This is a genomic window from Lentisalinibacter salinarum (assembly GCF_040706555.1).
Classification (GTDB): domain Bacteria; phylum Pseudomonadota; class Gammaproteobacteria; order Steroidobacterales; family Woeseiaceae; genus Lentisalinibacter; species Lentisalinibacter salinarum.
On the sequence record NZ_JAPDRH010000003.1, the window covers coordinates 318,939 to 331,960 of the forward strand.

At 66.9% G+C, this 13,022-nt stretch carries 11 protein-coding genes; 3 read left to right on the plus strand and 8 right to left on the minus strand.

Annotated features, from left to right (window positions below; genetic code table 11):
- The first annotated feature begins 26 nt into the window (after positions 1-26).
- Positions 27-872, plus strand: a complete 846-nt coding sequence (locus ACJMKZ_RS12015) for a sterol desaturase family protein (protein ID WP_405233448.1) — start codon at positions 27-29, stop codon at positions 870-872.
- Between the two features lie 40 nt (positions 873-912).
- Here ACJMKZ_RS12015 and ACJMKZ_RS12020 read toward each other — a convergent pair whose 3' ends face one another.
- Both ACJMKZ_RS12020 and ACJMKZ_RS12025 read right to left on the minus strand, forming a co-directional pair.
- Positions 913-3,603, minus strand: a complete 2,691-nt coding sequence (locus ACJMKZ_RS12020; protein WP_405233449.1) for a fused MFS/spermidine synthase — start codon at positions 3,601-3,603, stop codon at positions 913-915.
- A 133-nt stretch (positions 3,604-3,736) separates the two neighbouring features.
- Positions 3,737-6,097, minus strand: a complete 2,361-nt coding sequence (locus tag ACJMKZ_RS12025) for an OmcA/MtrC family decaheme c-type cytochrome (RefSeq protein ID WP_405233450.1) — start codon at positions 6,095-6,097, stop codon at positions 3,737-3,739.
- Positions 6,098-6,466: 369 nt separating this feature from the next.
- On the opposite strand from ACJMKZ_RS12025, the gene ACJMKZ_RS12030 reads away from it, so the two are divergent.
- Positions 6,467-7,183 carry a Crp/Fnr family transcriptional regulator gene (locus ACJMKZ_RS12030; RefSeq protein ID WP_405233451.1) on the plus strand — a complete coding sequence of 239 codons (717 nt, stop codon included), beginning with the start codon at positions 6,467-6,469 and terminating at the stop codon, positions 7,181-7,183.
- Complete coding sequence (locus ACJMKZ_RS12035; protein ID WP_405233452.1) at positions 7,183-7,680, plus strand: DUF2505 domain-containing protein; 498 nt, start codon at positions 7,183-7,185, stop codon at positions 7,678-7,680. The genes ACJMKZ_RS12030 and ACJMKZ_RS12035 overlap by 1 nt, the downstream gene beginning before the upstream one ends.
- Here the strand turns inward: ACJMKZ_RS12035 and ACJMKZ_RS12040 are convergent.
- The 6 genes from ACJMKZ_RS12040 to ACJMKZ_RS12065 form a co-directional block, all read right to left on the minus strand.
- Positions 7,674-8,819: a D-2-hydroxyacid dehydrogenase gene (locus ACJMKZ_RS12040; protein WP_405233453.1), complete on the minus strand. Its 1,146-nt coding sequence runs from the start codon at positions 8,817-8,819 to the stop codon at positions 7,674-7,676. The two genes, ACJMKZ_RS12035 and ACJMKZ_RS12040, sit on opposite strands and share 7 nt — an antisense overlap.
- Positions 8,820-8,953: 134 nt before the next feature.
- Positions 8,954-9,982, minus strand: coding sequence for an ion transporter (locus tag ACJMKZ_RS12045; protein WP_405233454.1), 1,029 nt, complete (start codon positions 9,980-9,982; stop codon positions 8,954-8,956).
- Between the two features lie 85 nt (positions 9,983-10,067).
- Positions 10,068-10,403: a hypothetical protein gene (locus tag ACJMKZ_RS12050; protein WP_405233455.1), complete on the minus strand. Its 336-nt coding sequence runs from the start codon at positions 10,401-10,403 to the stop codon at positions 10,068-10,070.
- Positions 10,403-10,963: an RNA polymerase sigma factor gene (locus ACJMKZ_RS12055; protein ID WP_405233456.1), complete on the minus strand. Its 561-nt coding sequence runs from the start codon at positions 10,961-10,963 to the stop codon at positions 10,403-10,405. Before ACJMKZ_RS12055 ends, ACJMKZ_RS12050 begins: the two co-directional genes overlap by 1 nt.
- Positions 10,964-10,987: 24 nt before the next feature.
- The gene (locus ACJMKZ_RS12060) at positions 10,988-11,359 is read right to left on the minus strand and encodes a DUF6249 domain-containing protein (protein ID WP_405233457.1); all 372 of its coding nucleotides are present in this window, start codon (positions 11,357-11,359) and stop codon (positions 10,988-10,990) included.
- A 138-nt stretch (positions 11,360-11,497) separates the two neighbouring features.
- The gene (locus tag ACJMKZ_RS12065) at positions 11,498-12,964 is read right to left on the minus strand and encodes an HAD-IB family hydrolase (protein ID WP_405233458.1); all 1,467 of its coding nucleotides are present in this window, start codon (positions 12,962-12,964) and stop codon (positions 11,498-11,500) included.
- Positions 12,965-13,022: the final 58 nt, after the last annotated feature.

The following is a 13,022-nucleotide window of genomic DNA, read 5'->3' on the forward strand; positions in this document are numbered from 1 at the left end:
TCCGCAACAGTCCGGGCGATCTGCGCATGGAACCACTGCTGGCCGACAACGAAGCCCTGATCCGGGGCGGCTTTTTCCTCGGCATCCTCCTGGTGCTGGCCGGGGCGGAGACGCTGGCCCCGCGGCGGGAGCGTCAGCTGCCCCGCCGCACGCGCTGGTTCTCCAACCTGGGCATCGTCTTCGTGAACACTACCGTGCTGCGCCTCGCGTTCCCGCTGCTCGGGATCGGCGTCGCACTGATCGCCGCCGAACGCGGCTGGGGCCTCCTCAACGCGGTCGCGGCGCCGTGGTGGATCGCCTGGCCCGCCTCGATCCTGCTGCTCGACCTGGCCGTCTATCTCCAGCACGTGATGTTCCACGCCCTGCCCGCCCTGTGGCGTCTGCACCGCATGCACCACGCCGACCTGGATTTCGACGTCACCACCGGACTGCGCTTCCATCCGCTGGAGATCCTCATCTCGATGATCTGGAAGATGGCGGTGATCGCGGCGCTGGGCGCGCCGGCGGGCGCGGTGCTGATCTTCGAGGTGCTGCTGAACGCCACCTCGATGTTCAATCACAGCAATCTCGCCATCCCTCGCGGCCTCGACCGGGTGCTGCGCTGGTTCGTGGTGACGCCGGACATGCACCGCGTTCATCACTCGATACACCGGGACGAGACCAACAGCAATTTCGGCTTCAACCTGCCCTGGTGGGACCGGCTGCTCGGCACCTACCGGGACCAGCCGAGGGACGGCCACGACGGCATGACCATCGGCATCGGGCAATTCCGCGATCCCGCCGACCTGCGGCTGGACCGCATGCTCCTGCAGCCCTGGCGGGGCGACGCCGGCGGCGGCATCGGTGGCCAGCGCGGCACGCGCGAACGGTGAGCCGGAGGAGACGGGCGCGGGCGATTCCGCCCCGGTCCCGTCAGTCGGGCGGGGTCGCCGGCGTCTGGTAGAGGTCTTCGGCGCGGCGTGAGAGCCGCGCCCGGCGCATCGGGTCGCGCTGCATGGCGGCGAAATACCGATACTGGGCGTAGATCCTAGCCCGCAGGCTGTCGTGCCAGGGCGCTACCGCCAGTGCGCCGTCGAAAAGACGGTAGGTCTCCTCGAGCGGTATCCTGCCGAGGAATCGCTGGAATGCCTCCAGAAAGCGGAACTCGGCCGCGAAAGTCCGCGCCAGCCGCGCCGGATTCTCCGCGTCCGCCGCCAGCTCCCGGAAGTAATCCGGGTGGGCACGGCGCTTCAGCTCCAGCAGGAAGGCCTGGTTGGCGATGGCCTTGTCCAGACGGTCCTCGGCGTACTCCCAGGGATGGTAGAACTCGTAGCGGGGATGCGCGAGGGTGTTCAGCTCCGCATTCGCCACGGCCTCGCGGATCACCGCCTCCCCGGCGACGAAGTGCGCCACCAGCGACTCCGCCGAGGTGATGCCGTAAGGCATGAGGCTCGCCAGCGCCGCCCTGTCCTCATCGAACCTGCGCCGGATGGCACCGAGCTCGACCGGTACCGGTTCGGCCGAGCCGACCAGCAGGGTGTTGAACGGCCCCAGCCGGTGCGCGGGCAGGAAGCTCCACACCTGAACATGGGGGAAGCCGCGGGCGAAGGTCTTCAGGATCATGCGGTACTGGCGCGGTGGCAGCGTGCCCGGGACCCACTGCACCACCAGCCCGCCCGGCGCGAGATGCTCCAGCAGCAGACGGTAGTAATCCAGCGAGTAGGAGAAGCCGTTGGAGGCGTATTCGTCGGCGGTCTTCTCGTCCGCAGTGATAACGTCGAACCGCCGCTCGCTGGTATGCAGGAAGCTGTTGATGTCATCGTTGACCACTTCGAGTCGCGTGTCGCCGAGGATGCCCCCGTGCTCCTCGCGGAAGTACCCGGCGCCCTCTATCACGCCGGGCTCGATCTCCACTGCCGTGATGGCCCGGAGGTCATCGTGGCGCGCGCTCTCCCCGACCAGGATCGCGGATCCGAGGCCGACCGATAGCTCGGTGTGCAGCCCGTCCTTCAGCAACCGCGGCAGGTGGGCGAGCAGCACCTGCTTGAAATGGGTATCGCCGGTGCCGCCGATCACGATGCCGTCCACGCTCATGTATTTTTCGCCGCTGCCGGGGTCCGCGTACACCTTGGTGGTGGCGAGCGGGCCTTCCCGGTAGAACAGCGTACGGTGATCCGGTTGCTCGCCGCGGGAGGGGAAGCGGAAGTCCAGCGGCGTCTGCAGCATCACGACGGCGCTCGCGATCAGCATCATCGGCAGCGCGCCCCACCAGACCGGGCTGCCGCCCGGGCGCAACAGCCGCACCGCGAGGATCAGCAGTCCGAGCAGCACGTTCAGCACGGCCATGAACAGAATGCCCTTCTGGATGCCGAGCCAGTCGAGCAGGAACAGCCCGGGCGCGAGCGCCCCGACCACGTTGCCGAGCGTGTTCACGGCATACACCTTGCCCACCGAGCCGCCGGTCTCGCTGATGCGCCGCACGGCGAGGTGACCGACCAGCGGGAACGTGGCGCCGATCAGCGCCGCCGGCACCAGCATGACCAGGAACGCGATGCCGAAGCTCGCCAGCACCAGCGTCGTCGCATCCCCCGCTATGCCCTGGAGGTAGCGGCCCAGCGAGGCCGGGTCGTTGACCGCGAACAGCAGCGGCAGCGCCAGCGCGGATACCAGCCCCAGCGAGAGCTGCAGCCAGCCGAAGGCCTCCACGCGATCGCGAACGTAGCGGATTACGAAACGCACGAGGTAGCCGCCCAGCGCGATGCCGGTCAGGAAGGCGCAGAGCATCGTGCTCAGCGCATAGGTGGAATTGCCGAGGACGAAGACCAGCGAGCGGGTCCAGTAGATCTCGTAGGCGAAGGACGTGAAGCCGGAGATGGCAAGACCGATCAGCACGAGGCGCATCACTGCAGGGCCGGGCACCTCGGATCGGCCCTCCGCGACGACATCGTCTTCGGCCGGCAGTGCTTCACGCTCCTCACTGGCGCCGGCACACCGGCCCGCGGCCATCCAGGCGATGAGCCCGATCACGGCGTTGCCGACGGCCGCACCGACGATGGGCGCGTGGATGCCGTAACTCCCGATCAGGAAGAACCCGGTCGCGGCCGCCCCTGCCACGGCGCCGAGGGTATTGACCGAGTAGAGCGTGCTGAGACGCACGCCCACCAGTTCGCGGCCGCTGACAAGGTAGCGGCTCAGCACCGGCAGCGTCGCGCCCATCAGGATGGTCGGCGCCATCACCAGCAGGAAGGCCGCCAGGAAACGAACCGGCGCGAGCAGCACGGGCGATCCGCCGACGAGCCCGTGCAGGGCCGGATAGACGGTCTCCATGTGCGACAGCGCCCAGTGCGACAGCAGCGCTGCGGCCGCGATGCCGAACTCGAGAACCGCGTAGAGCCTCAGCCGATTCCCGCTGCGATCGGCGACCTTCCCCAGGTACCAGCTGCCGAGGGCCATGCCCGCCATGAAGGCGGCCAGCACGGTGCCCACCGCCACCGCGGTGGAGCCGAAGACGTGGGTCATCATCCGGGCCCAGACAACCTGGTAGACCAGGGCCAGCGCGCCGGAACCGAAGAACAGCGCCAGCACCAGCGCGAGCAATGCCCGGGATGACTTCCTCTCGATCATGGCGGGGATGGTACCGGAAACGCGCGCCGCTTCCCGCAGGTATCGGGCGAAGTGATGCGGCGCGTTTCCTCCGGGCAAAAAAAAGCGCCCGCCGAAGCGGGCGCCCAGTTCTGGTTTTGTTATTCGTCGTTAATTATTCGGCGATACCGGGATTGTGATAAATCGTGGTATCGAACTCGCTGCCGGCTCCATGGCAGACGGCGCAGGCTTCCTGACCATTCGGCAGGCCGTTGAACTTCAGGATGCTGTCCTTCGGTACACCGATCTCACCGTTGTTGGTCGCGAAGTGGCCGAGCGCTGCCGCAGAGGCATGGCACGTGCCGCAGGCTGCCGAGGTCGGCGTCGTGGCCGGATCATCAGTCCAGATGGTCTCGTCCACACCGATTCCCAGGCTCACCGACCGGGCCTCAGCCCGCGCGACGTTGTATGCGCCGTCCACGTGGCAGGCGTCGCAGTTCGCGATGCTCTGCGGGTACGTGATTCCGGCATACTCGCCAGCCAGGAAGGTCGGGCTCGCCACATGGATCGAGTGGACCATGTAGCCGAGCGCAAAGCCTTCGTCGCCTTCCGCCAGGTCGGCGTTGTGGCAGACCACACACATCTCGGGGTTCGCGTTACGGTTGGAGCCGTGGAACTGCAGGTGCTCGTGGCACGCGTTGCACTTCGCAGGATCGGCGCCGAACTCACGCGCGGTACCCGGGTAGAACACGACGCTGTCGGCCGCCGCACGCTGAGTCGTGAGGTTGCCGTCGGCGTCCTCGACGTCCACTGCTGCCGGGTGACCACCCATGGCGATGTAAGCCTCGCCCTGGAAGTCGGCGGGCAGCGACGTGAAGTACGTCAGCGTGTAGCTGCCGTCCGCCGCCTGAGTCGCGCCCTGATCGGTGATCGCCTGCTGAATCTCACTGAGATACCAGCGATTCGGATGACCGGGGCCATAGTACTCCGGACCATTGCCGCGTTCACGCACACCGCCCGTGTTACCCAGCTCGTCACCGTTGTAGGTCTCGATGCCGGGCCATGCGACGTACAGGTTCATCGACGACGCGCCGTCCGTGAATTCCGGAGCGGTCTGGATGTCGTACGGCGTACCTGCGGAATCCGTCACGCGGAACGTGATCACAGGCGTCTCGCCGGGGAGCACATTCGTGGCGTCGAGGATCTCGAACACGAATTCGCGACCGACGATCTCGCGGAACTGCTGATCGCCGTCGATCCGCGTGTGGATGAAGTCAGCCGGGCCGGCACCGGCAACGCCGCCTTCGAGGTGGCAGTTGGCGCAGGTGTTGTTCGGCTGTGTCGCGAGTGACGGGATGTCCGAATTCGCGTGGCTGAACGAGTATTCGGCAATACCGGTGACCTCGTCGTAGTTGGATACGACCAGACCGTCGGAGTGGCAGCTGCCACACGTCTGTGTCGAGGCACCTGCCGTCCACACGTCGCCATCCGTCGCCGTCTCGGACTCGACGTGGCAGGTCGTGCAGTAAGTCTTCGACTGCGGATGAGTCACCTCACCGTAATCGTGCACGGAACCGCCGTAGCCGTAGATCACGTAGGGCAGCGGGTCGCCGATGGCGTCCACACGATCCTCACCCATGTGAATGGAGTGGGCCATGTAGGCCATGTCGAGGGACTCGCCCGTATCCTGGTCGACCGTGCCGGGGTTGTGGCAGGTCACGCAGTATTCCACCGTCTTCCGCGGTCCGCCGTGCAGGGCGAACGAGAAGTGGCAGTCGGCGCAGTTGGCCGTGGCCGCAATGTCCTTGCTGCCGGAGCCGGCGCCGCCGTCGGGCACGAAGTCGTAGACGGGGTTATCCGGAGCCAGCGGGACCTCGCCCGGACCGCCGAGACGAATCTCGAGGCCCACGCGGTGCGTCAGGCTCGGTTCCCAGGTCACTTCGATGGGATCGGTCACGGCCGTGACGTCCGTAGCGAAGGTGTACCGGTAGTTGCCGTCACCCAGCTCTTCGAGCGTACCGGAGGAGTCGGCCGTCGCCTGAACCGCCTGATCCAGGAAGTCCGGCGGATTCGGGTTGAACCGCTCGGGGCCGGCCGTCTCGACACGATTCACGTAGCTCTGCCAGTAGGCGATGCCGCCGTTCACGGCCGGATCGGCCGGGACCAGCTTGGCAAACGTAAACCAGACGACACCCTCGGCCAGGCCGACAGCGGGATCGCCGTTCTGATCGACCACCGTGAATTCAACAACCGGCGGACTGGCAATCGTCACATTGGTAATAGTGGCTTCGAGCTGACCGAGGATCTCGATTTCTTCTTCGGTCAAGTTCTCGCCGTCACCAATGGAAATCGGACCCGGTCCCGGAGGTCCCGGGGGTCCTTCCGGTCCGGTCGGACCCGTCGGGCCTTCCGGCCCTGTCGGTCCTGCCGGACCCTGAGCACCGTCGTCGCCATCGCAGCCTGCCAGACCTAACAGCAGGAACGACGCGAGGAGCAATGCCCAGCTTCCTTTAAACATCTTCTGGAAACGGTTCATGGCGCAACCCTCTGCTTCTTCGAAAAACCCGGTTCGCGGCACGGCTGCAGTACAGCCATAGCCGGTTACCCGGCGTCACGTGAAAGAGTAGGTTTGCGCGTGTCAAGAAACACTGACAATTGTCAGTTACGCCGGTCTGATCGCCGGTGGATAGTACGTATTTCGATTTCTACGGCAGACGATCGGAGGATGGGGGCGAGCCCGGGCATAGGGGTGTTTCAACTATAAGCACATTTTGGCGACGCAAACACTGACAAATAGCAGTTTCAAATACGTGAATACCGACAAGCGAATTGGATATCCCGGTATCGACGAGCGCGCCGCCGACGCGTATCTAGTCATCTACAAGAACAAGGGGAGCGACCATCGATGCCGTGTGAGAACTGTCTGTGCCTGTTCCGTGGAGTGGATGACGGAAAAGACCCGCTGAACGACCTGCCCTGCGTGGTCTCCGGTCTGATCCAGTGCTCCAGCTACGCGAAGGGCGAGATGCTTTTCCTGCAGGGCGAGCCGGGCGGCTACCTTTACTCCATCTCTCACGGGGTCGTGAAGATCTGTCATCACAGTCAGGACGGGCGCGAGCAGATCGTCGGCATCGGCCGGCGCGGCAACCTCGTGGTGGGACTGCAGACACTGCAGCAGGAGCACTATGCCTATTCCGCGGCGGCGGCCACTCCGGTGCAGGCCTGCCGCATCAGCCACAAGGCGCTGCTCTCCCGCGTCGCCGACCAGCCCGAAATCGCCATGCGCCTGATCGATGCGCTGAACGCGCAGCTGGTGCAGAGCCGCGCGCTGATCCAGGCCATGGGCCAGAAAAACGCGAATTCGAAGCTGGCGGCGTTCATCCTGATGATGGCGCCGGAACCCTGGCCCCGCGACGGGCGCTACCGCCTGCCCATCACCCGGCTGGAGATCGCCAACCTGCTGGGCCTCAGTGAGGAGACCGTCTGCCGCCTCATGGCGGACATGAAACGCCGCGAGATCCTGCTCGCGCCACGGGGTCGTATCGAGGTGCTCGACCTGGAGGCGCTTCGTGAGCTCGCCGACGGGGAAGCCGTCGACGAGCGGGAGCACAAGATCGCCTGATGGCCGTCAGCCGCCGCTTCGACGCCGACGTTGAGAGCGTGGCCGCGCTGATGACGGACCCGGATTTCATCGTCGACCGCTGCCTCGCCATCGGCGAGCTGAGCGCCGAGTGCCACGCCGACGAAGACGCAGACTCGGTCACCCTGCACACCACCCGCGTCGCCCGGCAGGATCTGCCCGGATTCCTCACCCGGCTGGTGGGCGAAGAGCAGACCCTCACCGTGCACGAGGTTTGGCGGAACGTCGCCGACGGCGGCGAAGACCGGTACACGGGACGCTACACGGTGCGCAGCGCCATGGCCCCCATCGAGATCGAGGGGCGCTTCACTCTCGAGGCCGACGGCTCCGGCTCCTTATACGAGGTGGAACATCGGTTCCGCGTGCCGATCCCACTGATCGCCGGGCGCATCGAGAAGGTGCTGCGCCGCCAGATCACCGCCACCGTCGAGGCCGAGCTGGCCTACGCCGCCGAGCGGCTCGGCGGCTCCGCTCAGTAGCCCTTGTCGATATCCACCACTGAAAGCAACGGCTCGCCGGCGACGTAGCGGCGCAGATTCTCGCGTACCAGCAGCCAGCGCCGCTCTGAGGAGCCTTCGGTGCGCGCGGAGATGTGCGGCGTGATGATCACCCGCGGCATGCGCCACAGCGGATGCCCCTCCGGCAGCGGCTCGGGGTCGGTCACGTCGAGACCCGCGCCGGCGATGCGTCCCGACTCCAGGGCCGCCACGAGGTCCTCGGTGACCACGCTGCCGCCGCGGCCGATGTTGATGAAGTAGGAGCCCGGCTTCGCCGCGGCGAAGAACTCCGCGTCGAACAGGTCTTCCGTCGCCGGTACCAGCGGCGTGGCGTTGACGATGATATCGGCGCGGCCGGCGAGGGAGTGGAGTTCGTCGGCCAGTCCCACGTAGCTGACGAACGGCGGGCCCTGCCGCGAACTGGCCCGGGTGGCGATGACCTCCATCCCGAGGGCATCGGCCCGCCGCGCGATCTCGGTGCCGATGCCACCGAGGCCGACCACCAGCAGCGTGCGATCGGCCAGCTCCCACGTGCTGTCCGCGTAGTCTTCCAGCCCGCGCTCCCAGCGTCCGTCGGCCTGGCGCAGGTGATAGACGTCCAGGCCGCGGGCCAGCATGAACATCATGCCCATCACGTGCTCGGCGATGGCCGGTCCGTACAGGCGCTGTGCGTTCGTGAGGATCATGTCCCGCTCGGCGAGCGCGGGCGTGTCAACGCAGCGATCCACGCCGGCGCTGTAGCTCTGCACCCAGTGCAGTGACGCGCCCGCCTCGATCAGCCCGGGGCTGCACACACCGAGCAGCGCCACGGCGCCCGGCAACGCCGCCTCTGCCTCCGCGAGCGACTGCACGCCGACCAGCTCGGCCTCGCCCGCCACCGCCTCCAGCCAGGCCAGCCGTTGCGGGCCGTCGACCGCCACCACGATTGGGCCGCCCGGCTGCCAGCGGGGATGCTCGCGTACCGGCGTATCGCCCTCGGTCAGTCCGAGTTCGCTGATCAGCCGCTCTGTGTCCGCATCCGGAGCTGCGGGCCCGGCCGGGGCACCCGGTGCGACCACCATGAGGGCGGCGGCGCAGCAGGCAATCACCGCCCGCCGTCGAATAATCTCGCTCAGTTGCATGCTTGCTTCCGGTAAAGACTCCCGGATCGAAGCATACCCCAACGTAGGAGGGCCTTCAGGCCCGATCCGACTCCAGGAGGGCCTTCAGGCCCGATCAACCAAAGGCAATAGGGACCGAGCCCCCGACCCGACCCTCACGGCGACCGCTGGCCCTCCAGATGCTCCCCACAACGCGGACAATAACGAAAGCCGTGACCCGCCCTACCGTGCAACTCCACCAGCCGCGACAGGGTGTCCTCCGAGAGTCCGAGTTCCGCCCGCAGCCGTGCGAGTTCGGCATGCTCGCCGGCGTCCAGGACGCCGTCGCTCAGCGCCTCGGCCACCTCGAAGCGCAGCTTCTCGCGCCGCTCCTGCAGCTCCTCCGAGAAACGCGCCGCGAGGATGCCCGCCGGCAGGGCGAAAGTCGCCACGCCCATCAGCATGATGCCCATGGCCAGGATCTTGCCGCCCGCCGTCACCGGCGTGACGTCGCCGTAGCCCACCGTGGTCAGCGTGACGACCGCCCACCAGATGGCATCCACGACGCTGCGGAACACCTGGGGCTGGGCCTGGCTCTCCAGCGAGAACATCAGACAGGCCGAGATGATGACCAGCACGAACATGGTGAGCAGCGCGGCGGACATCGCGCCGATTTCCGCCCTAATGACTTTAAGAAAAATCTGTAACCCATCGAAATATCGCGATAACTTCAACAGCCGGAGCAACCGGAAGGCGCGCAGGTAGCGCAGGTCGATCGGGATCAGCAGCGCCAGATAGAACGGCGCGATGGCCAGCAGGTCGATCACCGCCAATGGCGAGGTCGCGTGGCTGACACGGGCCCGCCACGGTGGCGAACCCTGGTAGCGGGGGTCCGCCGGCGCCGCCCACAGGCGGGCCAGGTATTCCAGCGTGAAGATCACCACGGAGGCGACTTCGAAGCCGTGGAAGAACCCGGGCGTCACCCGCTGCACGGACAGCTGGGACTCCAGGATCACGGCCGCCACGTTCGCGAGGATCAGCGCAACCAGCGCCCGGTTCACGAAGCGGCCCAGGCGACCGCCGGAGCGGTCGCCCTCCAGTAACTCGTAAAGCGTCCCGCGCAGGCCGGCATCGCCGCCCCCACCGACCGCCGGGCGGTCGGCCGGCCGGTCGCCGTGTCGCTCCTGCAGGCGGATGGTCTTCATGGGCGCGCGCCCCTGGCGCCTCTGCGGCGTGGCTCTACAGGGGTTAGCGGCCGTGGCCGGCGGAACTTGAGGCGGCCGGTAGGATTCAGCGCTCGAGCAGACGGATCACGAGCGGACTCGCGAGGCCGAGCAGTGCAGCGGCCACGATGTAGCGATACTGGGCCGGCAGTTCCGACAACCGCCAGCCCTCGGTCAGCACCGGGGAGAACTCGCTCAGCGCGCTCGCAATCTGCACCAGCGGCACGAAAGCCACCACCAGACCGACGGCACCGGCCAGGGTCAGCGCCACTACCCTCGCCCGCCCCTGTCGCCGGACGCGGCGGAGCACGCGCTCGCTGAAGCCGTCGTCGGCCACCGGCTCGAAAGCGCGGGCGAACTCGCGATCGAGCAGCCGCTCGAATTCTTGCTCCGTCTGCCTCATCACTCGCTCGCCTCCAGCGCGAAAGCCTGCCTGATGCGCGCCTTGCCACGGTGCATGTGCGACTTGACCGTGCCGAGCGCCATGCCGGTGATCTCGCTGATCTCGGCGTGAGAACAGCCGCAGCCGTAGCCCAGCAGCATCACGTGCCGCTCCTCCTCGCCCAGCACCGACAGTAGCCGCGGCAGATCGGGCAATTCGCCGCCGGTGCCGGACATGGACTCGTCCGCGGTCTCGCCGCGCGCCGCCGCATCCGCCTCGTACTCGCCCGCCAGGCGCCGCCGCCGCTGCCCGCCGCGCACCGCCTGCAGGAATTCATTGTAGGCGAGCTTCATGAGCCAGGCCTGGAACCGCCCGCGGGCGGTGAAGGTATTGAGCCGGGTCCACGCCTTGAGGAAAGTCTCCTGGGCGAGGTCGTCGGCCTCCGCGGCGTCGCCGGTGAGCTGCCGCAGCCAGCCCCGCACCCGGGACTGGTGACGCCGTACCAGCTCGCCGAAGGCCGCCTGATCCCCGGCGGCAACCGCGACGGCGACCAGTTCCTCATCGCTCGCCGATGTCGACATCGCGTCCCGGCGGCCTCTGTGTGCTCACGTGTCCCTGCCTGCAAATTTCCACAGCCCCAGGTAGGCGAGCCCGATCAGGAACGGTATCGCGCCGATGGCCACCAGCGGTCGCATCGCATCCCCTTCGCCGAGGATGACCCCGAACGCGGCGATGCCGAGGCCGATGGCCACGGCGATGACGCCGCGGCGCAGGTCCGAGGGGGGCTGCGCGCCGGTGTGGCCGAGCTTCTCGAGCACCTCCGGGGTCAGCTCCTGGCCCTTGTCGAGAATCTGGCGCACCGTGAGCTGGATCTGCTCCCGCTGCCGGGCCCGATACATCAGGGCCAGGGCGTACACCGCGGCGATACTGATGAACAGAGTGATCGGCACGAGAATGTCGCTATCGAAGTCAGCCATTATCCGCATCTCCTTCTGTCCGGGGGAATTCCCTTGTGTGCGATTAAAAGATGACACGAGGCGCCGGATCGGATGCATGCGCGCCGGAAATTCTCTGCCGCGGCCTCTACAGGGCCCGAGATTCTTTTGAGGAAGTCTCTATAAATTACTGTTATTGCTTATTTCTTCTTCGTCCTGCTCCGGCAGCTGGTCCAGCGCCTTCAGGAACAGGCGGCGCACCGCGCGCACGTGCTGATCGATGGTCTCGGGCTCCCAGTCTTCGGTGGGCACCGGCGGGAGTATCTCCACCTTGATGGTGGCGGGACGCACGAAGATGCCGCTCTTCGGCAGCGCATCCGTCGCGTTGTGAATCACGATGGGCACCATCGGCACGCCCGCCTGCATGGCCAGGTGGAATGCGCCCTTTTTGAACGGTCCCAGCCGGTCGCTGAGGCTGCGCGTCCCTTCCGGCGCCAGCACGATGGACAGGCCGCTCTTCAGCGTCTCGACCGCCGGGCGCATCGCTTCGATCGCCCGCTCCGTATTGGCCCGGTCGATGAACACCGTCTCGGTGGCCCACATGAGCGGGCCGAGGATGGGGTTGCTCCTGAGCTCCTTCTTGGCGATACCGGTGAAATCCTGCCGCAGCAGCTTGGCGAGGATCACCATGTCCGCCCCGCTCTGGTGATTGAAGACGAACACCGCGGGCCTGTGCGACCAGAGGTGCTGTTCTCCCGTCACCTGCAGGTCGAGACCGGCCAGCGCGCTGGCGAAGTCTCCGAACGTCGCGATCGCCAGATTGGCGGCGTCGCGTCGCGAGCGGTTCAGGGCCAGGACGGGGACACTCGCCAGGGCGGATGACACGAGTGCGCCCCATGCCAGCCCTGTACCGAGCAGTTCGCGCACGCCGGGCAGGCCGCGGCTGTGGAAGCGCCGGATCGGCCAGCCTTTCTCCTGGGCCACCTCCTCAAGATCGCCGTCGGGGTTGAGCGGGCGCGGATAGCCTACGTGTTCCAGCAGTGGCACATCCTCGGCACCGTCGGTGTAGAAGAAGCTGTTGGCGAGCTTCAGGCGGCGCGCCTTCAGGAACTTGCGCGCGGCCTTGAGCTTGCCTTCGCCGTAAGTGATGGGCTCGACCAGCCGGCCGGTGAACCTGCCCTCCTCCACCTCGAAGCGGGTGCACAGCACGTGCTCGATCTCCAGTTCCTCGGCCACCGGGTTGACCTGATACGGCGTGGCCGAGGACAGCACCACCACGGTGTGGCCCTTGCGCTGGTGGGCGCGCACCAGGGCGCGGGACTCCGGATAAATGGCGCCGCTGACGTGCTTGCGGAACGTCTCGCGACCGAGGCGCACGAAGGAGGCCTCCTCGACGCCCTCCAGCGTCCGCGTGGCGGCCTTCAGCATGGCCGGGAATTCACGGCTGCGGAAGCCCTGGCCGACGAACGAGACGAACTGCACGAGGGCCTGGCGGGGTTTCAGTTCGCCGGAGGTCAGGCGCTCGCGCATCATCGACGTCACCGAAAATCCGGACAGCAGCGTGCCGTCCAGATCGAAGAAGGCGACGATCTCCGGGCCCTCCGGCATCTCGTCGATCTCCCGGGTGACGTCGGCGTACAGCTTCATGCTCGGGTTCCCGCTCGGCTGGTTGAACGGTCTATCATGCAGGCAACGACGGCAAAAA